This window comes from Bacillus kwashiorkori (assembly GCF_001375515.1).
Classification (GTDB): domain Bacteria; phylum Bacillota; class Bacilli; order Bacillales; family Caldibacillaceae; genus Bacillus_BK; species Bacillus_BK kwashiorkori.
Map to the genome: position 1 here is coordinate 31,836 of NZ_CTDX01000001.1, position 20,694 is coordinate 52,529.

The following is a 20,694-nucleotide window of genomic DNA, read 5'->3' on the forward strand; positions in this document are numbered from 1 at the left end:
CCTAATGGCAAAAGCAAAATTTGACCGTTCAAAACCACACGTTAATATCGGAACAATTGGTCACGTTGACCATGGTAAAACTACTTTAACTGCAGCTATCACTACTGTTCTTGCAAAAGTTGGTGGTGCGGAAGCTCGCGGATATGATCAAATCGACGGTGCACCTGAAGAAAAAGAACGTGGTATTACCATCTCTACTTCTCACGTTGAATATGAAACTGCAAATCGTCACTATGCACACGTTGACTGCCCAGGACACGCTGACTATGTAAAAAACATGATTACTGGTGCTGCACAAATGGACGGAGCTATCCTAGTAGTTTCTGCTGCTGATGGCCCAATGCCACAAACTCGTGAACATATTCTTTTATCTCGCCAAGTTGGTGTTCCTTACATTGTTGTATTCTTAAACAAATGCGACATGGTTGATGACGAAGAATTATTAGAATTAGTTGAAATGGAAGTTCGTGACCTATTATCTGAATACGACTTCCCAGGTGATGATATTCCTGTAATTAAAGGTTCTGCATTAAAAGCTCTTGAAGGTGATGCAGCATGGGAAGAAAAAATTCATGAATTAATGGCAGCAGTTGATGAATATATTCCAACTCCTCAACGTGATACGGACAAACCTTTCATGATGCCAGTAGAAGATGTATTCTCAATCACTGGTCGTGGTACAGTTGCTACAGGCCGTGTAGAACGTGGTGTAGTAAAAGTTGGGGATGTAATTGAAATCGTTGGACTTGCTGAAGAACCAAAATCAACAACTGTAACAGGTGTTGAAATGTTCCGTAAACTTCTTGATCAAGCAGAAGCAGGGGACAACATCGGTGCACTTCTTCGTGGTGTTGCTCGTGATGAAGTTGAGCGTGGTCAAGTTCTAGCAAAACCAGGAACAATTAACCCACACACAAAATTTACAGCTCAAGTTTACGTATTAACAAAAGAAGAAGGCGGACGTCATACTCCATTCTTCTCTAACTACCGTCCACAATTCTATTTCCGTACAACAGACGTAACTGGAATTATCGAGTTACCAGAAGGTGTGGAAATGGTTATGCCTGGCGATAACATCGAAATGACTGTAGAACTAATTGCACCAGTTGCGATTGAAGAAGGAACTAAATTCTCCATTCGTGAAGGTGGACGCACAGTAGGCGCAGGTTCTGTAGCTTCTGTTATTAAATAATATAAGATAATTATCAAGAAGCAGGTAGCCCTTAAGCTAGCTGCTTTTTTCATGATCAAAAAATGGACAAGAAATGTTTATCGGGTAAGTATAAACCATTAAAAAGCAGGTAAGATTTACTAGTATAAAAGTGAAACAAAAACTTGCAAACGATAAGTTCAAAAAGTATAATAAAAAAGTCATTGTAAAGACTAGAAAACTGTTGCATTGTACGTATAATTTCTGTATAATGAACAATGTTGGCAAAAAACGCGATGATGCGGAAGGTTGCTGACACACCCGGCCGCTTTGCCATGGCGAGTGTGCAGGAAATTTTCGCGGAGAATGTCTATTCAAAAATAGGCGAAAAGGAGGGAAAAATAATGGCAAAACAAAAAATCCGCATTAGACTAAAAGCTTATGATCATCGAGTCCTTGATCAATCAGCAGAAAAAATTGTTGAAACAGCAAAACGTTCAGGTGCAGCTGTAAGTGGTCCAATTCCACTTCCAACAGAAAAGAATGTTTATACAATTCTTCGTGCCGTTCACAAATACAAGGATTCTCGTGAGCAATTTGAAATGCGCACACACAAACGTCTAATCGATATTGTTAACCCTACTCCACAAACAGTAGACTCGTTAATGAGATTGGATTTACCATCTGGTGTTGATATCGAAATCAAACTATAATAAGAAACGAATTATATACAGGAGGTGTGACTGATGACCAAAGGAATCTTAGGAAAAAAACTTGGTATGACACAAATTTTCTTAGAAAACGGTGATTTAATCCCTGTTACAGTTATTGAAGCAACTCCAAACGTTGTTCTTCAAAAGAAAACTGTAGAAAATGATGGTTATGAAGCTATTCAATTAGGTTTTGCTGACAAACCAGAAAGACTAGCAATCAAACCTGAAAAAGGTCATGCAGAAAAAGCAAACACTGCGCCTAAGCGCTTCATTAGTGAATTTAAAGGTGTTAACGTAGAAGAATACGAAGTTGGTCAAGAAGTCAAAGTTGATATTTTCTCTGAAGGTAGCATAGTTGATGTTACTGGAATTTCGAAAGGTAAAGGATTCCAAGGTGCTATTAAACGCCACGGACAATCCCGCGGACCTATGGCTCACGGTTCTCGTTACCATCGTCGTCCTGGATCAATGGGTGCAGTTGCTGCAAACCGCGTATTCAAAGGTAAAGCATTACCTGGACGTATGGGTGGAGAACAAGTTACTATTCAAAATTTAGAGATCGTTAAAGTAGACACTGAACGTAATCTTCTTTTAGTAAAAGGAAATGTTCCTGGTCCTAAAAAATCAGTTGTTAAAATTAAAGCTGCTATAAAAGCTAATTAAGATAGAAGAAAGGAGGACATAGGATGCCTAAAGTATCATTATTTAACCAATCTGGTTCCTCAGTTGGTGAAATCGAATTAAATGACACAGTATTCGGTATTGAACCAAACAAACATGTTCTTTCTGAAGCAATTATCGCTTTACGTGCTTCCCAACGCCAAGGAACTGCAAAAGTAAAAAATCGTTCCGAAGTAAGAGGCGGTGGACGTAAACCATGGCGTCAAAAAGGAACAGGTCGTGCTCGTCAAGGTTCCATTCGCTCCCCACAATGGCGTGGTGGTGGAATTGTGTTCGGACCGACACCTAGAAGTTATGCATATAATTTACCTAAAAAAGTACGTCGTCTAGCTATTAAATCTGCATTAGCGACAAAAGTGCTTGAAGAAAACATTTTAGTTCTTGATGCTTTGAACTTCGAAGCACCAAAAACAAAAGAGTTCGTTGCTGTTCTCAATAATTTATCTGTAAATTCTAAAGCACTTGTAGTAACGGGAGATCTTAATGAAAATGTATTCCTTTCAGCTAGAAATATTCCTGGGATTACAGTAGTGGAAGCTAACCGGATTAATGTACTTGATGTTATCGGTCATGAAAAGTTAATTATGACAAAAGACGCTGTTGAAAAAGTAGAGGAGGTGCTAGCATAATGGATGCACGTGATGTGATTAAGCGCCCCATTATTACTGAACGATCAATGGATGTGTTAGTTGATCGTAAATACACGTTTGAAGTAGACGTTAGAGCAAATAAAACACAAGTAAAACAAGCTGTAGAAGAGGTTTTTGGTGTAAAAGTAGAAAAAGTAAACATTATGAACTACAAAGGCAAATTTAAAAGAATGGGCCGTTATACTGGATACACCAATAAACGCAGAAAAGCTGTTGTTACTCTAACAGAAGATAGTAAGGAAATCGAAATTTTTAACGCTTAAAAAATTTATTAAGAAGAGGAGGGAATTAATATGGCGATCAAAATATATAAACCTACCTCAAACGGCCGTCGTAACATGACAAGCTTAGATTTTTCTGAAATTACAACTGACAAACCAGAAAAATCACTTTTAAGACCTTTAAACAAAAAAGCAGGCCGTAACAACCAAGGTAAGTTAACAGTTCGTCATCACGGTGGTGGTCATAAACGTCAATATCGTCTTATCGATTTTAAACGTGATAAAGATGGCATTCCAGGCCGCGTTGCTACAATCGAATATGATCCAAACCGTTCAGCGAATATCGCTTTAATTAATTACGTAGACGGTGAAAAACGCTACATCATCGCACCAAAAGGTTTAAAAGTCGGCATGGAAATCGTATCAGGTTCCGACGCTGATATTAAAATTGGTAACGCACTACCATTACAAAACATTCCAGTTGGTACAGTAATACACAATATCGAATTAAAACCTGGAAAAGGTGGACAATTAGTCCGTTCTGCTGGAGCAAGTGCACAAGTATTAGGTAAAGAGGGTAAATATGTACTAATACGTTTGGCTTCTGGTGAAGTTCGTATGATTTTAGGAACTTGCCGTGCGACTGTAGGTCAAGTTGGTAACGAACAACATGAACTAGTTAATATCGGTAAAGCAGGTCGTTCTCGTTGGTTAGGTATTCGCCCAACTGTACGTGGATCTGTAATGAACCCTAATGACCATCCACACGGTGGTGGGGAAGGTAAAGCACCTATCGGACGTAAGTCGCCGATGACACCTTGGGGCAAACCAACTCTTGGTTATAAAACTCGTAAGAAGAGTAACAAATCCGATAAATTTATTGTACGTCGTCGTAAAAAATAACGGGATTGGGCTACGGTTCACGGTAAGAACCGTAGGGCAATCGCGAAAGGAGGTTCATTTATGGGACGCAGCTTAAAAAAAGGACCTTTTGTTGATGATCATTTAATGAAGAAAGTAGAGGATTTGAATACAGCTGACAAAAAACAAGTTATCAAAACTTGGTCACGCCGTTCAACAATCTTCCCTAATTTCATTGGTCACACAATCGCAGTCTATGATGGACGCAAACATGTTCCAGTTTATATCACAGAAGATATGGTAGGACATAAACTAGGTGAATTTGCTCCTACACGCACTTATAAAGGTCATGCTGGCGATGACAAGAAAACAAAACGTTAATGAGAGGAGGGCAAATCCATGGAAGCTAAAGCTGTTGCAAGAACAGTTCGTATTGCACCTCGTAAAGCTCGTTTAGTAATGGATTTAATTCGAGGCAAGCAAGTAGGAGAAGCAATGGCCATTTTAAAATTAACACCAAAAGCCGCTTCACCAATTATCGAAAAAGTGTTAAAATCGGCAATCGCAAATGCTGAACATAACTATGAAATGGACACTAACAGTCTAGTCGTATCAAAAGCTTTTGTTGATGAGGGACCAACATTGAAACGTTTCCGCCCTCGCGCACAAGGTCGTGCATCACAAATCAACAAACGCACTAGTCATATTACAATCGTTTTATCTGAAAAGAAGGAGGGATAATTAGTGGGTCAAAAAGTAAATCCTATTGGTTTGCGGGTCGGAATCATCCGTGATTGGGAATCAAAATGGTATGCAAACAAAGACTATGCAAACCTTTTACATGAAGATATAAAAATTCGTGAATACATTTTCCAACGTTTAGTTGACGCTGCTGTTTCGAAAGTTGAAATTGAACGTGCTGCAAATCGTGTTAATATTACAGTTCACACCGCAAAACCAGGTATGGTTATCGGTAAAGGTGGATCTGAAGTCGAAGCACTTCGTAAAGCACTTAATGAACTTACAGGTAAGAAAGTTCATATCAATATTGTTGAAATTAAGAAACCAGATTTAGATGCAAAATTAGTTGCTGAAAATATTGCACGCCAATTAGAAAACCGTGTGTCTTTCCGTCGTGCTCAAAAGCAAGCAATTCAAAGAACGATGCGTGCTGGCGCAAAAGGTATTCGTACAATGGTTTCAGGTCGTTTAGGTGGAGCTGATATTGCTCGAGCTGAACATTATAGTGAAGGAACTGTACCTCTTCACACTCTTCGTGCAGATATTGATTATGCACATGCAGAAGCAGACACAACCTACGGAAAACTTGGAGTAAAAGTTTGGATTTACCGTGGTGAAGTGCTTCCTACTAAGAAAAAATCCGAGGAAGGAGGCAAATAATTATGTTAATGCCAAAACGCGTTAAATATCGCCGTGAACACCGTGGAAAAATGCGCGGACGTGCAAAAGGTGGCACAGAAGTAGCATTCGGTGAATACGGTCTTCAAGCTGTTGAAGCATCATGGATTACAAATCGTCAAATTGAAGCTGCTCGTATTGCAATGACACGTTATATGAAACGTGGTGGTAAAGTTTGGATTAAAATTTTCCCACACAAACCATATACTGCAAAACCACTTGAAGTTCGGATGGGTTCCGGTAAAGGTGCTCCTGAAGGATGGGTGGCTGTTGTAAAACCAGGTAAAATTATGTTTGAAATTGCAGGCGTATCCGAAGAAGTAGCAAGAGAAGCGTTACGTTTAGCAGCACATAAATTGCCAATCAAATGTAAATTTGTAAAAAGAGAAGAAATTGGTGGTGAAATAAATGAAGGCTAAAGAAGTTCGTGATTTAACCACTGCCGAAATTGAACAAAAAATTAAATCTTTAAAAGAAGAACTTTTCAACCTTCGCTTCCAATTAGCGACTGGTCAACTTGAAAACACTGCGCGAATTCGTGAAGTACGCAAATCAATTGCACGTATGAAAACAGTCATTCGTGAAAGAGAAATCGGCATTAACAACTGATTATGAGAGGGGGGTTTCGTGATGAGCGAACGCAACCAACGTAAAGTGTATACTGGACGCGTTGTTTCCGATAAAATGGATAAAACAATTACTGTTCTTGTTGAAACACGTAAAACACATCCTCTTTACGGAAAACGAGTTAAGTATTCGAAAAAATTAAAAGCTCATGATGAGCTAAATGAAGCAAAAGTAGGCGATATTGTACGGATTATGGAAACTCGCCCACTTTCAGCAACTAAACGTTTTCGCTTAGTGGAAATTGTTGAAAAAGCTGTTATTATCTAATGGTAAATAATTGCGGGTGGAATCCGAAAGGAGGTAAATTTTTATGATACAACAAGAATCACGTCTTAAAGTAGCTGATAACTCCGGTGCGCGTGAAGTGCTTGTGATTAAAGTTTTAGGTGGATCCGGACGTAAAACTGCTAATATTGGTGATGTCGTTGTCTGTTCCGTCAAAAACGCAACACCAGGAGGCGTTGTTAAAAAAGGAGACGTAGTTAAAGCTGTTGTTGTGCGTACAAAACGTGGAGTTCGTCGTAATGATGGTACTTATATTCGTTTTGATGAAAATGCATGTGTAATTATTCGTGATGATAAAAGCCCACGCGGTACACGTATTTTTGGGCCTGTAGCTCGTGAATTACGTGACAATAACTTTATGAAAATCGTTTCGTTAGCTCCAGAAGTATTATAATTTTTAATTGTAGTTTTTGCCTTTTAAGGAGGTGCGACAAATGCATGTAAAAAAAGGTGACAAAGTAAAAGTCATTACCGGTAAAGATAAAGGAAAAACAGGAGTTATTTTAGCTGCTTATCCTAAGAAAAACCGTGTGCTTGTGGAAGGTGTCAACATTGTAAAAAAACATTCCAAACCGTCACAAGATAACCCACAAGGTGGAATTATCAGTTTAGAAGCTCCAATTCATGTTTCCAACGTTATGCCACTAGATCCTAAAACAGGAGAACCAACTCGTATAGGTTATAAGGTTGTTGATGGAAAAAAAGTGCGCGTTGCGAAAAAATCAGGAACAGTTTTAGATAAATAATTAGTAGCTTAAGAAAGGAGGTAATCATATTGAACCGCCTAAAAGAAAAATTCACAAAAGAAATTACTCCATCATTAATGAACAAATTTAATTATAAATCCGTTATGGAAGTACCAAAAATTGAAAAAATCGTAATTAACATGGGTGTAGGTGACGCAGTTCAAAATGCAAAAGCATTAGATAATGCAGTTGAAGAACTTGCATTAATCACTGGTCAGAAGCCAGTAGTAACTCGCGCTAAAAAATCAATTGCCGGTTTCCGTCTTCGTGAAGGTATGCCAATCGGTGCAAAAGTAACTTTACGTGGTGAACGGATGTATCAATTCCTAGATAAATTAGTATCTGTATCATTACCACGTGTTAGAGACTTCCGTGGAGTATCTAAAAAAGCATTTGATGGCAGAGGCAATTACACATTAGGAATTAGAGAACAATTGATTTTCCCTGAAATTGATTACGATAAAGTAAGTAAAGTTCGTGGTATGGACATCGTTATCGTAACAACTGCGAAAACAGATGAAGAAGCACGCGAATTATTGGCACAACTTGGCATGCCGTTTCAAAAGTAATCAATAAAGGAGGAAATGTAATGGCAAAAAAATCTATGATTGCGAAACAAAAACGCGAACAAAAATTTAAAGTACGCGAATATACTCGCTGTGAACGCTGTGGTCGTCCACATTCTGTATATCGTAAATTTAAACTTTGCCGTATTTGTTTCCGTGAATTAGCCTATAAAGGACAAATTCCTGGCGTCAAAAAAGCAAGTTGGTAATCTAAGACTTGGGAAGGAGGTAAAAAGTATGGTAATGACAGATCCTATTGCAGATTTGCTAACTCGTATTCGTAATGCGAACATGGTTCGTCACGAAAGTTTAGAAGTAGCTGCTTCTAATTCTAAAAAAGCGATTGTTGATATTTTAAAACGTGAAGGTTTTATTCGTGATTATGAGTACATTGATGATGATAAACAAGGTGTTTTACGCATTTTCTTAAAATACGGTCCGAATAACGAACGTGTTATCACAGGCCTAAAAAGAATCAGTAAACCTGGTCTTCGTGTATATGCAAAAGCAAATGAAGTTCCTAAAGTATTGAACGGCCTAGGAATTGCTATTGTTTCAACATCTAAAGGTGTATTATCTGATAAAGAAGCTCGTTCACAAAATGTAGGCGGAGAAGTATTAGCTTACATCTGGTAATATTTTATGAATGGAGGTGCAATACAATGTCACGTATTGGGAAAAAACCTATTGAAATCCCTTCAGGAGTTACAATTACTATAAACGAAGGCAACTTAGTAACGGTAAAAGGACCTAAAGGAGAATTAACCCGCCAATTTAATGCAGAAATGAATCTTTCCGTTGAAGATAACGTGTTAACCGTTATTCGTCCGTCTGATTCAAAAGAACATCGTACAATCCATGGAACTACTCGTGCCATTTTAAATAATATGGTGGAAGGTGTATCTAATGGTTTCCAAAAGAATTTGGAACTAGTAGGGGTTGGTTACCGTGCCCAAAAACAAGGAAATAAACTTGTTCTTAACGTCGGTTTCTCACATCCTGTTGAATTTACACCTGAAGCTGGTATTGAAATTGAAGTTCCTTCAAATACAAAGATTACTATTAAAGGTATTGATAAAGAACGCGTAGGAGAACTTGCAGCAAATGTTCGTGCAGTTCGTCCTCCTGAACCATATAAAGGTAAAGGAATTCGCTACGAAGGCGAATATGTACGCCGTAAAGAAGGTAAAACTGGTAAGTAAAGTCGTTAGACTGAGGAAAGGAGTGACGGTGCAATGATTACGAAACCAGACAAAAATGCAATTCGTAAAACTCGACATGCTCGTATTCGTGGGAAAATCTCTGGTACAAACGAACGCCCAAGATTAAATATCTATCGTTCTAATCAGCATATTTATGCCCAACTAATTGATGACGATAAAGGTGTAACTTTAGCAAGTGCATCTACTTTAGAAAAAGATTTGAATCTTGAGTCTACAAGCAACACAGAAGCAGCGATTAAAGTTGGTGAATTAATCGCGAAACGTGCGGTAGAAAAAGGCTTCAAATCTGTTGTTTTTGACCGTAGCGGTTATTTATATCATGGACGTGTAAAAGCATTAGCTGATGCTGCGCGTGAAAACGGACTTGAATTTTAAAAAAGAAGGAGGGAATGAAACTTATGCGTCGTATTGATCCAAATAAACTAGAGCTTGAAGAGCGTGTTGTAACAGTTAATCGTGTTGCAAAAGTTGTTAAGGGTGGACGTCGTTTCCGTTTTACAGCTTTAGTAGTTGTAGGAGATAAAAATGGCCATGTAGGTTTTGGTACAGGTAAGGCACAGGAAGTACCTGATGCTATCCGTAAGGCAGTTGAAAATGCGAAGAAAAACTTAATTGAAGTTCCACGTGTTGGTACAACTATTCCTCATGAAGTACTTGGACATTTCGGTGCAGGTAGAGTTTTACTGAAACCTGCTCATGAAGGTACAGGAGTTATTGCTGGTGGTCCTGTTCGTGCAATTCTTGAACTTGGCGGTATCGGTGATATCTTATCTAAATCACTAGGTTCTAACACACCTATCAATATGGTTCAAGCAACTATGAACGGTATTAAACAATTGAAAAAAGCTGAGGAAGTTGCTAAACTACGCAATAAAACAGTTGAAGAATTGTTAGGATAAGGAGGGAAACAAATTGGCAACGAAATTAGAAATTACCCTCACTCGCAGCCTTATTGGTCGCACAAAAGATCAAAGAGAAACTGTTAAAGCATTAGGCTTAAGAAAATTACATCAGACTGTTATCAAAGAAGATAACCCAGCTATTCGCGGTATGGTGAATAAAGTAGCTCACTTAGTTACTGTTAAAGAACAATAAAATTTGTTTTTCTCTTAAATAAGGAGGTGCCAAAATGAAACTTCATGAACTACAACCTATGGAAGGTTCTCGTAAAGATAGAAAACGTGTAGGTCGCGGAACAAGCAGTGGACATGGTAAAACATCTGGACGCGGACAAAAAGGGCAAGGTTCCCGTTCTGGCGGAGGTGTACGTCCTGGTTTTGAAGGTGGTCAAACTCCTCTATTCCAACGTCTACCTAAACGAGGATTTACTAATATAAATCGTAAAGAGTATGCAATTGTTAATTTAGAAACATTAAATCGTTTTGAAGATGGTACTGAAGTTACACCAGAACTTCTAGTTGAAACTGGAATTGTTAGCAAAGAAAAATCCGGTATCAAAATTTTAGCTAATGGTACTATTGAGAAAAAATTAACGGTAAAAGCCCATAAATTCTCTTCTGCTGCAAAAGAAGCAATTGAAGCTGCAGGCGGTCAAACTGAGGTGATATAATGTTTCGAACAATCTCCAATTTTATGCGCGTAAAAGATATCCGAGACAAAATTTTATTCACTTTTTTAATGCTAATCGTTTTTCGCATCGGTACATTTATCCCAGTACCTGGGGTAGATGCGAATATTTTGAAGTTTGAACATGAAATGAGTGCCTTCGGTGTTCTCAATATATTTGGTGGGGGAGCATTGGAAAATTTCTCCATCCTAGCAATGGGTATTATGCCTTATATCACCGCTTCCATTATTATGCAGCTATTGCAAATGGATGTTGTTCCTAAATTCACGGAGTGGTCAAAACAAGGTGAAGTAGGACGGAGGAAAATTGCTCAAGTAACACGTTATGGTACAATTGTACTCGGCTTTATCCAAGCTTTAGGTATGTCTTATGGTTTTAACGCGAGAGTGGGGGGACAGTTGATTAAAGATACGTCAATCTGGTCATACTTATTAATCGCTCTTGTTCTAACAGCTGGAACTGCCTTCCTTCTATGGTTAGGTGAATTGATTACATCCAAAGGTGTCGGAAATGGTATCTCCATCATTATCTTTGCTGGAATCGTTTCTGGTTTCCCAACGATGATTAATCAAATCTATGTTCAACAGTTTGAAAATGCTGGAGATCAGTTATTTATTCGAATTGTAGTAATGATTCTCCTCTTGTTGTTAATTATAGCAATTATAGTAGGAGTAATATTCATTCAACAGGCAAATCGAAAAGTTCCTATACAATATGCGAAGAGAGTGGCAGGCCGCAGTCCTGTTGGTGGAAACTCATCTCACTTACCGTTAAAAGTTAATGCAGCAGGCGTAATTCCAATCATTTTTGCTGTATCATTTTTAATTACACCACCGACAATTGCATCGTTCTTTGGTAGTAACAAAGTGACTGATTGGATTGTCAAGTACTTTGACTATTCAAATCCATTTGGAATGGCTATATATGTATTGTTAATCATTGCATTTACTTATTTCTACGCTTTTGTTCAAGTAAATCCAGAACAATTAGCTGACAACTTAAAGAAACAAGGTGGCTACATTCCTGGTATTCGTCCTGGCAGATCAACTCAGGAATACTTCACTCGTGTGTTATACCGTCTAACATTTGTTGGATCTATTTTCTTAGCAGTCATTGCAGTATTGCCTGTATTTTTTACAAGTATTGCAAACTTGCCATCTTCCGTACAAATTGGCGGTACGAGTTTATTAATCGTTATTGGTGTGGCACTTGAGACAATGAAACAATTGGAATCTCAATTGGTAAAACGCCATTATAAAGGTTTCATAAAATAAATTGTTCAGGTTATAAAACATATATTTAATATTTCTGAACAAATTGAGGGGGCATGAAGGTGAATTTAGTTTTAATGGGCCTTCCTGGTGCAGGGAAAGGTACTCAAGCTGAAAAAATCGTTGAGAAATATCAAATCCCTCATATTTCTACTGGAGATATGTTTCGTCAAGCAATAAAGGATGAAACGAAACTAGGTTTAGAAGCGAAAACATATATGGATAAAGGTGAATTAGTTCCTGACGAAGTAACGGTTGGAATCGTTCGTGAACGGCTGAGTAAAGCAGATTGCGAAAAAGGATTTTTGCTTGACGGATTTCCGAGAACGGTTCCTCAAGCTGAAAGTCTCGAACAAATACTGGACTCCTTAGGAAAAAAACTCGACTATGTTATCAATATTGATGTCGAACAATCTGTTTTAATGGAGCGTTTAACTGGTCGAAGAATTTGTAAATCATGCGGATCTACTTATCATCTAGTGTTTAACCCACCGAAACAAGCTGGCATTTGCGATAAATGTGGTGGAGAGTTATACCAACGCGCAGATGATAATGCTGATACTGTTCAAAATCGTTTAGAAGTCAACACAAGGCAAATGCAACCATTATTAGATTTTTATGCTGAAAAAGGCTATTTGAAAAATATTAATGGTTTGCAAGAGATTGCCAAAGTGTTTGAAGATATTGAACAGTTATTCGCAAAATAAAGATCAAAAAGCTAGATAATACCTATGTGAAGGTGATTGATTTGGTTGATCCTGATTCGGGTTCACTTATCGGTTACGTTGTACGAATATTAAAGGGTCGAGATGCCGGACAATATGCAGTGATTATCGAACATATAAATGATCGTATCGTTCTTATTGCAGATGGTGAAAAAAAAAGATTTGACCAACCGAAAAAGAAAAATACGAGACATTTAGAAATATGTTCATATGTTTCCCCTGAAGTAAGAGACAGTCTATTACAAACCGGTCGAGTGACAAATGGGAAACTTCGATATGCTTTAAATAAGTTTCGTTCGGAGTACTTGATCGAAGAGAAGGGAGACGATCTGAATGGCGAAAGACGATGTAATTGAAGTGGAAGGTACAGTTATTGAAACTTTGCCAAATGCGATGTTTAAAGTGGAGTTAGAGAATGGGCACGTAGTTCTTGCTCACGTATCTGGCAAAATTAGAATGCACTTCATTCGCATTTTACCTGGTGATAAAGTAACCGTTGAGTTATCACCATACGATTTAACTCGAGGAAGAATAACTTATCGTTTTAAATAAGTAGTCAGAATAAAAAACGGAACTCCGATTAGAAGGAGGTTTGAACCTTATGAAAGTCAGACCATCTGTGAAACCAATTTGTGAAAAATGTAAGGTTATTCGCAGAAAAGGAAAAGTAATGGTTATTTGTGAAAACCCTAAACATAAACAAAAACAAGGATAATTTAGAAGGAGGTGCTTGATCTTGGCACGTATTGCTGGTGTAGACATTCCACGTGACAAACGTGTTGTTATTTCTTTGACATATATTTTCGGAATTGGCAAACCAACAGCACAAAAAATCTTAGCTGAAGCAGGTGTTTCAGAAGATACTCGTGTTCGTGATTTAACGGAAGACGAATTAAATAAAATTCGCGACATCATTGATAAATTAAAAGTAGAAGGTGACCTTCGCCGTGAAGTTTCCTTAAACATTAAACGTTTAATGGAAATTGGTTCTTACCGTGGAGTTCGTCATCGTCGTGGATTACCTGTTCGTGGACAAAACACAAAAAATAATGCTCGTACTCGTAAAGGTCCACGTAAAACAGTTGCTAATAAGAAGAAATAATAAGTAAAGGAGGTTGCTAAGATGGCACGGAAAACAAATACTCGTAAACGTCGTGTTAAAAAGAATATTGAGAACGGTGTTGCTCATATTCGTTCCACTTTCAATAATACAATCGTGACTATTACTGATTCACATGGTAATGCAATCGCATGGTCAAGTGCTGGTGCATTAGGATTTAAAGGATCTCGTAAATCAACTCCATTTGCTGCTCAAATGGCTGCAGAAACTGCTGCAAAAGTATCAATGGAACATGGATTAAGATCTTTAGAAGTTAACGTAAAGGGTCCTGGTGCTGGTCGTGAAGCTGCGATACGTGCATTGCAAGCTGCAGGTCTTGAAGTTACAGCCATTAAAGACGTAACTCCAGTTCCTCATAATGGTTGCCGTCCACCAAAACGTCGTCGTGTATAATTTTTGTGTATAGATTTTGTATCATTGTCTATAATGGGTTATGATACAGTATTTTTAAAATAAGAAAACATATATGTTGTGCACAATCGGGAATACTTGTATGGGGGAATTTCGGTAAAGAGAATTTTTTGCCGGGGTTTCGACGTTTTGAAGGAGGGTAAATTTGAATGATCGAAATTGAAAAACCGAAAATTGAGACAGTTGAGATCAGCGATGACGCCAAATTCGGAAAGTTCGTCGTAGAGCCACTTGAGCGTGGATATGGTACAACTTTGGGTAACTCCTTACGTCGTATCCTGCTATCATCACTCCCAGGTGCCGCTGTCACATCTATTCAAGTAGATGGCGTACTACATGAGTTTTCAACTATCGAAGGCGTCGTGGAGGATGTAACGACTATCATATTGAACATAAAGAAACTAGCACTAAAAATCTATTCAGATGAAGAAAAAGTACTAGAAATAGATGTTCAAGGCGAAGGTGTTATTACTGCTGCTGATATTACCCATGATAGTGATGTGGAAATTTTAAATCCTGATTTACACATTGCTGAGCTTGCGAAAAATGGTAGTTTAAGAATGAGATTAACAGCAAGACGTGGTCGCGGATATACGGTTGCTGATCAAAATAAACGGGATGACCAACCAATTGGCGTGATTCCAATTGATTCTATTTATACGCCTGTATCTCGTGTATCATACCAAGTTGAAAACACTCGTGTCGGGCAAGATACAAACTATGATAAACTTACTTTAGAAGTTTGGACGGATGGAAGTATTGGACCGAAAGAAGCTATCTCTTTAGGTGCGAAGATCTTAACAGAGCATTTAAATATTTTTGTTAGCATGACAGATGAAGCTCAACATGCGGAAATAATGGTTGAAAAAGAAGAAGACCAAAAAGAAAAAGTACTAGAAATGACAATTGAAGAACTTGACTTATCCGTACGTTCTTATAATTGCTTAAAACGTGCTGGAATTAATACAGTTCAAGAACTTGCAAATAAAACAGAAGAAGATATGATGAAAGTTCGAAACTTAGGCCGAAAATCTCTTGAAGAAGTAAAAGCGAAATTAGAAGAATTAGGATTAGGTTTGAGAAAAGACGACTAAAACATATCTACTAATTATCTGTCAACTTGGCTTCATAAAGGAGGGAAACGATATGTCATATAGAAAGTTAGGACGTACTAGCGACCAACGTAAAGCTTTACTTCGTGATTTAGCAACAGACTTAATTATAAATGAGCGTATCGAAACAACAGAAGCTCGTGCGAAAGAATTACGTTCAGTTGTTGAAAAATTAATTACTTTAGGTAAACGCGGTGATCTTCATGCACGCCGTCAAGCTGCTGCTTTCGTTCGCCATGAAGTTGCTAATGAAGAAAATAATCAAGATGCAGTTCAAAAATTATTTGCTGACATTGCACCACGTTATGCAGAACGCCAAGGTGGTTATACTAGAATTATGAAAGTAGGTCCTCGTCGTGGAGATGGAGCGCCTATGGTAGTAATTGAGTTAGTTTAATTACTAGTTCACTATCGCTAATTGGCTTGCGGCTTTTAGGAGTCTACCTCTCTGCTCTGAAAGTGTAAGACTTGGAAAAGAGACTGTCGCTCCTAAATAGTCGTACTGCTAATGATGAACATAGGGCAAGAAATCTGCCCTTTTCTTTTAACTACGTCATTCGTAATAATCTGATAGTTCAAAGTGAAAAAAGTGGAGCGCGATGATAAGGGAAAAACCTTTGTCTAGCTCTAGTACCCTATTTATGAACAATTTTATAAACGAGGAGACAAATACTATTTTTTTTAATACAATGAAATTATGTCTCATCATTCGTACAGACTGCATAAATAGGGTGCAGGCTTTTTTTATTATAGGAGCTGTAAAACTACCAGAAACATAAGACGTTTATGCTGATATATATTGTCCTTAAACATTGCCTTATTATAAACTATATTTAGAATAGCAGAGCAGAGTGAAGTAGAGTTGAGAGGAGGATTCGAGTTGAAAAAACCAATTGTTCAATTTGAAAATGTATCATTTCGTTATGATGAAAATGAGCCATATGCGTTAAACGAAGTGAATTTTTCCGTGTTTGAAGGGGAATGGCTTGCAATTGTAGGTCATAATGGCTCAGGAAAGTCAACGATTGCAAAACTAATGAATGCTCTATTATTCCCGGAGGCAGGCATGATAAAAGTTGCCGAACTTTCCTTGAATGAGGAATCTATTTGGGATATTAGAAAAAAAGTAGGCATGGTTTTCCAAAATCCGGACAATCAATTTGTCGGAACAACGGTACAAGATGATGTGGCTTTTGGTTTAGAAAATCACGGGATTGAAAGGGATGAAATGGTAAAACGCGTACATGATTCCTTGAAAAAAGTTAATATGCAAGACTTTCTTAACCAAGAGCCTCACCACTTATCTGGAGGACAAAAACAGCGGGTGGCAATTGCAAGTGTCTTAGCATTGCGTCCGAAAATAATTATTTTAGATGAAGCAACATCGATGCTTGATCCTCGTGGAAGACAAGAAGTGTATGAAACGATTAACAAGCTTAGGAAAGAAGAAAACTTAACGATTATATCGATTACCCATGACCTAGAAGAGGCAGCAAGAGCAGATCGAATCATTGTAATGAACCGTGGCAAAGTGTATTCAGAAGGAAATCCGAAGCAAATTTTTGAGATGGATGAACAACTTTATCAATTGGGCTTGGATATCCCTTTTACACATAAATTGGTGAAACTATTAAATCAACATGGCTTTGAAATTCCTGGTGAAATAATGGATGAAGATAAGTTGGTGAATTATCTATGGAAATACGTACAAACAAACTAGAATATCGTTATCAAAAAAATACTCCTTTTGAGCGTTTAGCAATTCATGATATAACAATCTCCATTTCACCAAACAGTTATACGGCCATTATTGGACATACCGGTTCAGGAAAGTCAACATTACTGCAACATTTAAACGGATTATTACAACCAACAAGCGGGGAAATCATTATAGGTGATAAAAAAATCGTAGGTGGAGTGAAGGAAAAGAATTTAAAACCGATTCGCCAAAGAGTCGGTATTGTATTTCAATTTCCAGAACATCAGCTGTTTGATGAAACGGTAGAAAAGGATATTTGTTTCGGACCGATTAATTTTGGGGTAACAGAGGAGGAGGCAAGAAAGCGGGCGAAGGAAGTGTTACAACAAGTAGGACTACCTGAAGAAATTTTATCTAAATCCCCATTTGATCTATCAGGTGGGCAAATGCGTAGGGTAGCCATCGCTGGAGTACTAGCCATGAACCCGGAAGTTCTTGTTCTTGATGAGCCAACAGCAGGGTTAGACCCGCGCGGACGTCATGAAATTATGGAAATGTTCCATCGCCTCCATCAAGAACGAGGCATTTCCATTGTCCTAGTCACACATAGTATGGAAGATGCTTCAAAGTATGCAGATACGATTATCGTTATGCATAAAGGTACCGTTTATCGAAAAGGGAGCCCTAATGAAATTTTTTCACAACCGCAGGAATTGATAGAACTTGGGTTAGATGTACCGGAAACTATTCGCTTTCAATTAAAACTGGAACGAAAACTAGGTAGATCTATAGGAAATACAACGTTAACTATGGAATCCTTAGTACACTCTATCAAGCAAATAAACCAACGGGGGAAACAATCATGATGGAAAAAATGATATTTGGTCGCTATATCCCTGTTGAGTCTATTTTGCATAAAATGGATCCACGGACGAAACTATTAATCGTTATTCTTTTTATATGTATCGTATTTCTAGCGAACAATCCAATTACTTATAGTTTGTTAGCTGTATTTACTTTTTTGGCTATCTTTTTGTCTAATATTCCACCCAAGTTTTTATTTAATGGGTTAAAATTCTTGCTCTTTCTTGTTATTTTTACGTTTTTATTGCATATTTTCTTTACGAAACAAGGAGCGGTAATATTTGAGTTTGGTTGGTTCAAAATTTATGAAGATGGTCTTCGCCAAGCGATTTTTATATCTTTAAGATTTACATTTTTAATATTAGTAGCTTCCCTGTTAACTTTAACGACAACACCAATTGAAATAACGGATGGTATTGAAACTTTATTAAATCCATTAAAAAAAATGCGATTCCCAGTACATGAACTGGCGTTAATGATGTCTATTGCCTTACGTTTTATACCGACATTAATGGATGAAACGGATAAAATAATGAAGGCACAAATGGCTAGAGGTGTGGATTTCTCCAGTGGTTCTTTGAAACAACGTGCAAAAGCAGTAGTCCCGCTCTTAATTCCACTTTTTATTAGTTCATTTAAGCGCGCTGAAGAATTGGCAATTGCAATGGAGGCTAGAGGTTATCGCGGTGGAGAGGGTCGGACGAAATACCGGTTGCTAAAAATGGGTTCTAGTGACTTTTTTGCCTTTTTTGTGATGATTGCTTTATTGGTGCTGTTGATTTTACTGAGAAGTTAATATTGTTATGAGACGAAATTTAATAACTAAGAATCATTTTGGAGCGTTATATTATGGAGCGAATGAAATGTATAGTAGCTTATGATGGTACAAATTTTGCTGGATTCCAAATACAGCCAAATGTAAGGACGATTCAAGGTGAGATTGAAAAGGTGCTTGCTAAAATGCATCGCCAAGAGGTGAGAATCCATGCCTCAGGTCGAACAGATGGGAAAGTTCATGCAGTAGGTCAAGTATTTCATTTCGACTCAAATATTCATATGCAAAAAGACCAATGGAAAAGGGCATTAAACTCGATGCTACCCGAGGATATTGTCATATCGAGCGTAGAATTTGTGAGTACGGAGTTCCATGCGCGGTTTTCCGCAACAGCAAAAGAATATCATTACAAAGTTTCCTTAAAGAAGGATAAGGATCCCTTTATGAGAAACTATGCTTACCATTTTCCATATAGTTTAGACTTATTAGCGATGAATGAGGCGATAGGATACTTACTCGGAGAACATGACTTTTCCAGCTTTTGTTCGGCAAAAACGTCGGTCACCGATCACATTAGAACGATTTACCATATCGATCTGCAGGAGCAAAATGGTGAACTCATTTTTCAAATAAAAGGGAATGGTTTTTTATATAATATGGTTCGTATAATAGTTGGTACCGTTTTAGAAGTTGGTATCGGAGCGCGAAAAGCAGAGGAGATACCGATTATTATTGCAAAAAAAGACCGGGCGTTTGCAGGGAAAACGGCGCCAGGCCACGGCTTATATTTAATGAAGGTGGACTATTATTAAAAAAGTTGGCACCGTCTTGTTATAACTGGACTTAGATTATTCGTGTACGTACGGAATAATAAAAGAGATTAATACGGATATATTTTTTCTTATTATTGTTATTTTGTTTCCAATGGAGTAAAGCAAGCAAGAATTCGAGAACAAAATTGGTAAATATTTTTTTGAATAACAACGTCTCCAGGCGTTACATTAGCTTGACATTAGGGTTTAAAAAAAGGTATTATATCATATGGTACATTGTTTATTCCATGATAAGCCCCGGAAACTTATTATGATGAAATAAAACATTGATTTATTTAGGAGGGTAACAAATGCGTACAACTTATATGGCTAAGCCACAAGAAATTGAGCGCAAATGGTACGTAGTTGATGCGGCAGGTAAAACGCTTGGCCGTTTAGCTAGTGAAGTTGCAATGATTTTACGCGGAAAACATAAACCAACGTTTACTCCGCATATTGATACTGGTGACCATGTAATTATTATTAATGCATCTCAAATTGAATTAACAGGTAAAAAGTTAACTGACAAAATGTATTATCGCCATAGCCAACATCCAGGTGGTTTGAAAGCTAGAACAGCTTTAGAAATGCGCACAAACTATCCTGAAAGAATGCTTGAGTTAGCTATCCGCGGTATGCTACCAAAAGGTACATTAGGACGTCAAATGTTTAAAAAATTACATGTGTATGCAGGCAGCGAACATCCACATGAAGCTCAAAAACCAGAAATGTATGAATTACGCGGTTAATATTGAAGGAGGGAAATAATCTTGGCTAAAGTTCAATACTACGGAACTGGACGGAGAAAAAGTTCTGTTGCTCGTGTACGTTTAGTACCAGGCGATGGTAAAATCGTAATTAACAATCGTGATATCGAAACTTATATTCCATTCGCAGCTTTACGTGAAGTTGTAAAACAACCATTAGTTGCAACGGAAACAGTTGGCAGCTATGATGTATTAGTAAATGTTCACGGTGGAGGTTACACTGGTCAAGCAGGCGCTATTCGCCACGGTATTGCTCGTGCATTACTTCAAGCTGATCCAGAATTCCGCTCAACATTAAAACGTGCAGGTCTATTAACTCGTGACGCTCGTATGAAAGAACGTAAAAAATACGGTCTTAAAGGCGCTCGTCGTGCACCTCAGTTCTCAAAACGTTAATATATCTACGTT

At 37.8% G+C, this 20,694-nt stretch carries 37 protein-coding genes; all 37 read left to right on the forward strand.

From position 1 onward, the window contains the following. The first annotated feature begins 4 nt into the window (after positions 1-4). The 37 genes from tuf to rpsI all read left to right on the forward strand — a co-directional run bounded on the left by tuf (position 5) and on the right by rpsI (position 20,682). Positions 5-1,192 (forward strand): elongation factor Tu, encoded by a 1,188-nt coding sequence (tuf, locus tag BN1242_RS00160; RefSeq protein WP_062349807.1) that lies wholly within the window; start codon positions 5-7, stop codon positions 1,190-1,192. 362 nt (positions 1,193-1,554) lie between these two features. Continuing rightward, a complete protein-coding gene (rpsJ, locus tag BN1242_RS00165) occupies positions 1,555-1,863 on the forward strand; it encodes a 30S ribosomal protein S10 (protein WP_062349810.1) in 309 nt (102 codons plus the stop codon). Positions 1,864-1,896: 33 nt separating this feature from the next. After that, on the forward strand, positions 1,897-2,526 hold the full coding sequence (gene rplC / locus BN1242_RS00170) for a 50S ribosomal protein L3 (protein ID WP_062349812.1): 630 nt from the start codon (positions 1,897-1,899) through the stop codon (positions 2,524-2,526). Positions 2,527-2,549: 23 nt separating this feature from the next. Continuing rightward, positions 2,550-3,173: a 50S ribosomal protein L4 gene (gene rplD, locus BN1242_RS00175; protein WP_062349816.1), complete on the forward strand. Its 624-nt coding sequence runs from the start codon at positions 2,550-2,552 to the stop codon at positions 3,171-3,173. After that, positions 3,173-3,457 (forward strand): 50S ribosomal protein L23, encoded by a 285-nt coding sequence (gene rplW / locus BN1242_RS00180; RefSeq protein ID WP_062349818.1) that lies wholly within the window; start codon positions 3,173-3,175, stop codon positions 3,455-3,457. Before rplD ends, rplW begins: the two co-directional genes overlap by 1 nt. 30 nt (positions 3,458-3,487) lie before the next feature. Beyond that, positions 3,488-4,318, forward strand: a complete 831-nt coding sequence (gene rplB / locus BN1242_RS00185; protein WP_062349820.1) for a 50S ribosomal protein L2 — start codon at positions 3,488-3,490, stop codon at positions 4,316-4,318. A gap of 60 nt (positions 4,319-4,378) precedes the next feature. After that, a complete protein-coding gene (rpsS, locus tag BN1242_RS00190) occupies positions 4,379-4,657 on the forward strand; it encodes a 30S ribosomal protein S19 (RefSeq protein WP_062349821.1) in 279 nt (92 codons plus the stop codon). Between the two features lie 18 nt (positions 4,658-4,675). Then, positions 4,676-5,017, forward strand: a complete 342-nt coding sequence (rplV, locus tag BN1242_RS00195) for a 50S ribosomal protein L22 (protein WP_062349823.1) — start codon at positions 4,676-4,678, stop codon at positions 5,015-5,017. Between the two features lie 3 nt (positions 5,018-5,020). Next, the gene (rpsC, locus tag BN1242_RS00200; protein ID WP_062349825.1) at positions 5,021-5,677 is read left to right on the forward strand and encodes a 30S ribosomal protein S3; all 657 of its coding nucleotides are present in this window, start codon (positions 5,021-5,023) and stop codon (positions 5,675-5,677) included. A 2-nt stretch (positions 5,678-5,679) separates the two neighbouring features. Beyond that, on the forward strand, positions 5,680-6,114 hold the full coding sequence (gene rplP, locus BN1242_RS00205; RefSeq protein WP_062349827.1) for a 50S ribosomal protein L16: 435 nt from the start codon (positions 5,680-5,682) through the stop codon (positions 6,112-6,114). After that, the gene (rpmC, locus tag BN1242_RS00210) at positions 6,104-6,304 is read left to right on the forward strand and encodes a 50S ribosomal protein L29 (protein WP_062349829.1); all 201 of its coding nucleotides are present in this window, start codon (positions 6,104-6,106) and stop codon (positions 6,302-6,304) included. The genes rplP and rpmC overlap by 11 nt, the downstream gene beginning before the upstream one ends. A gap of 21 nt (positions 6,305-6,325) precedes the next feature. Next, the gene (gene rpsQ / locus BN1242_RS00215) at positions 6,326-6,589 is read left to right on the forward strand and encodes a 30S ribosomal protein S17 (RefSeq protein WP_062349830.1); all 264 of its coding nucleotides are present in this window, start codon (positions 6,326-6,328) and stop codon (positions 6,587-6,589) included. 43 nt (positions 6,590-6,632) lie between these two features. Beyond that, entirely contained in the window at positions 6,633-7,001 is a 369-nt protein-coding gene (rplN, locus tag BN1242_RS00220; RefSeq protein ID WP_062349831.1) for a 50S ribosomal protein L14, read from the forward strand. A gap of 40 nt (positions 7,002-7,041) precedes the next feature. Continuing rightward, complete coding sequence (rplX, locus tag BN1242_RS00225; protein ID WP_062349832.1) at positions 7,042-7,353, forward strand: 50S ribosomal protein L24; 312 nt, start codon at positions 7,042-7,044, stop codon at positions 7,351-7,353. Between the two features lie 29 nt (positions 7,354-7,382). After that, positions 7,383-7,922 carry a 50S ribosomal protein L5 gene (gene rplE, locus BN1242_RS00230; RefSeq protein ID WP_062349834.1) on the forward strand — a complete coding sequence of 180 codons (540 nt, stop codon included), beginning with the start codon at positions 7,383-7,385 and terminating at the stop codon, positions 7,920-7,922. A gap of 20 nt (positions 7,923-7,942) precedes the next feature. Further along, the gene (locus tag BN1242_RS00235) at positions 7,943-8,128 is read left to right on the forward strand and encodes a type Z 30S ribosomal protein S14 (RefSeq protein ID WP_062349836.1); all 186 of its coding nucleotides are present in this window, start codon (positions 7,943-7,945) and stop codon (positions 8,126-8,128) included. 28 nt (positions 8,129-8,156) lie between these two features. Next, entirely contained in the window at positions 8,157-8,555 is a 399-nt protein-coding gene (rpsH, locus tag BN1242_RS00240; protein ID WP_062349838.1) for a 30S ribosomal protein S8, read from the forward strand. Positions 8,556-8,581: 26 nt separating this feature from the next. Next, entirely contained in the window at positions 8,582-9,121 is a 540-nt protein-coding gene (gene rplF / locus BN1242_RS00245; protein ID WP_062349839.1) for a 50S ribosomal protein L6, read from the forward strand. Positions 9,122-9,154: 33 nt separating this feature from the next. Further along, entirely contained in the window at positions 9,155-9,517 is a 363-nt protein-coding gene (rplR, locus tag BN1242_RS00250; protein ID WP_062349841.1) for a 50S ribosomal protein L18, read from the forward strand. A gap of 23 nt (positions 9,518-9,540) precedes the next feature. Further along, positions 9,541-10,041: a 30S ribosomal protein S5 gene (gene rpsE / locus BN1242_RS00255; protein WP_062349843.1), complete on the forward strand. Its 501-nt coding sequence runs from the start codon at positions 9,541-9,543 to the stop codon at positions 10,039-10,041. A gap of 13 nt (positions 10,042-10,054) precedes the next feature. Next, complete coding sequence (gene rpmD / locus BN1242_RS00260; RefSeq protein ID WP_062349845.1) at positions 10,055-10,237, forward strand: 50S ribosomal protein L30; 183 nt, start codon at positions 10,055-10,057, stop codon at positions 10,235-10,237. Between the two features lie 34 nt (positions 10,238-10,271). After that, positions 10,272-10,712: a 50S ribosomal protein L15 gene (rplO, locus tag BN1242_RS00265; protein WP_062349847.1), complete on the forward strand. Its 441-nt coding sequence runs from the start codon at positions 10,272-10,274 to the stop codon at positions 10,710-10,712. Further along, on the forward strand, positions 10,712-12,004 hold the full coding sequence (gene secY / locus BN1242_RS00270; protein WP_062349849.1) for a preprotein translocase subunit SecY: 1,293 nt from the start codon (positions 10,712-10,714) through the stop codon (positions 12,002-12,004). The genes rplO and secY overlap by 1 nt, the downstream gene beginning before the upstream one ends. Before the next feature lie 59 nt (positions 12,005-12,063). After that, positions 12,064-12,708 carry an adenylate kinase gene (locus BN1242_RS00275; protein WP_062349851.1) on the forward strand — a complete coding sequence of 215 codons (645 nt, stop codon included), beginning with the start codon at positions 12,064-12,066 and terminating at the stop codon, positions 12,706-12,708. A 32-nt stretch (positions 12,709-12,740) separates the two neighbouring features. Beyond that, entirely contained in the window at positions 12,741-13,082 is a 342-nt protein-coding gene (locus BN1242_RS00280) for an RNA-binding protein (protein ID WP_420805991.1), read from the forward strand. After that, positions 13,060-13,278, forward strand: a complete 219-nt coding sequence (gene infA / locus BN1242_RS00285) for a translation initiation factor IF-1 (RefSeq protein WP_062349855.1) — start codon at positions 13,060-13,062, stop codon at positions 13,276-13,278. Before BN1242_RS00280 ends, infA begins: the two co-directional genes overlap by 23 nt. A 49-nt stretch (positions 13,279-13,327) precedes the next feature. Then, a complete protein-coding gene (gene rpmJ, locus BN1242_RS00290; RefSeq protein WP_003156543.1) occupies positions 13,328-13,441 on the forward strand; it encodes a 50S ribosomal protein L36 in 114 nt (37 codons plus the stop codon). 21 nt (positions 13,442-13,462) lie between these two features. After that, positions 13,463-13,828 (forward strand): 30S ribosomal protein S13, encoded by a 366-nt coding sequence (rpsM, locus tag BN1242_RS00295; RefSeq protein WP_062349857.1) that lies wholly within the window; start codon positions 13,463-13,465, stop codon positions 13,826-13,828. Between the two features lie 21 nt (positions 13,829-13,849). Next, positions 13,850-14,239: a 30S ribosomal protein S11 gene (rpsK, locus tag BN1242_RS00300; protein WP_062349860.1), complete on the forward strand. Its 390-nt coding sequence runs from the start codon at positions 13,850-13,852 to the stop codon at positions 14,237-14,239. Between the two features lie 167 nt (positions 14,240-14,406). Further along, entirely contained in the window at positions 14,407-15,351 is a 945-nt protein-coding gene (locus tag BN1242_RS00305; RefSeq protein ID WP_062349862.1) for a DNA-directed RNA polymerase subunit alpha, read from the forward strand. A 52-nt stretch (positions 15,352-15,403) separates the two neighbouring features. Next, entirely contained in the window at positions 15,404-15,766 is a 363-nt protein-coding gene (gene rplQ, locus BN1242_RS00310) for a 50S ribosomal protein L17 (protein WP_062349864.1), read from the forward strand. 483 nt (positions 15,767-16,249) lie between these two features. After that, entirely contained in the window at positions 16,250-17,089 is an 840-nt protein-coding gene (locus BN1242_RS00315) for an energy-coupling factor ABC transporter ATP-binding protein (RefSeq protein ID WP_062349865.1), read from the forward strand. Then, positions 17,065-17,934 carry an energy-coupling factor ABC transporter ATP-binding protein gene (locus BN1242_RS00320; protein WP_062349867.1) on the forward strand — a complete coding sequence of 290 codons (870 nt, stop codon included), beginning with the start codon at positions 17,065-17,067 and terminating at the stop codon, positions 17,932-17,934. The genes BN1242_RS00315 and BN1242_RS00320 overlap by 25 nt, the downstream gene beginning before the upstream one ends. Then, positions 17,931-18,728 carry an energy-coupling factor transporter transmembrane component T family protein gene (locus BN1242_RS00325; RefSeq protein WP_062349869.1) on the forward strand — a complete coding sequence of 266 codons (798 nt, stop codon included), beginning with the start codon at positions 17,931-17,933 and terminating at the stop codon, positions 18,726-18,728. The genes BN1242_RS00320 and BN1242_RS00325 overlap by 4 nt, the downstream gene beginning before the upstream one ends. Positions 18,729-18,781: 53 nt before the next feature. Further along, positions 18,782-19,519 carry a tRNA pseudouridine(38-40) synthase TruA gene (truA, locus tag BN1242_RS00330; RefSeq protein ID WP_062349871.1) on the forward strand — a complete coding sequence of 246 codons (738 nt, stop codon included), beginning with the start codon at positions 18,782-18,784 and terminating at the stop codon, positions 19,517-19,519. Positions 19,520-19,830: 311 nt separating this feature from the next. Further along, positions 19,831-20,268 (forward strand): 50S ribosomal protein L13, encoded by a 438-nt coding sequence (gene rplM / locus BN1242_RS00335; RefSeq protein ID WP_062349872.1) that lies wholly within the window; start codon positions 19,831-19,833, stop codon positions 20,266-20,268. Between the two features lie 21 nt (positions 20,269-20,289). Beyond that, a complete protein-coding gene (gene rpsI / locus BN1242_RS00340; protein WP_062349874.1) occupies positions 20,290-20,682 on the forward strand; it encodes a 30S ribosomal protein S9 in 393 nt (130 codons plus the stop codon). The last annotated feature ends 12 nt before the right edge of the window (positions 20,683-20,694 follow it).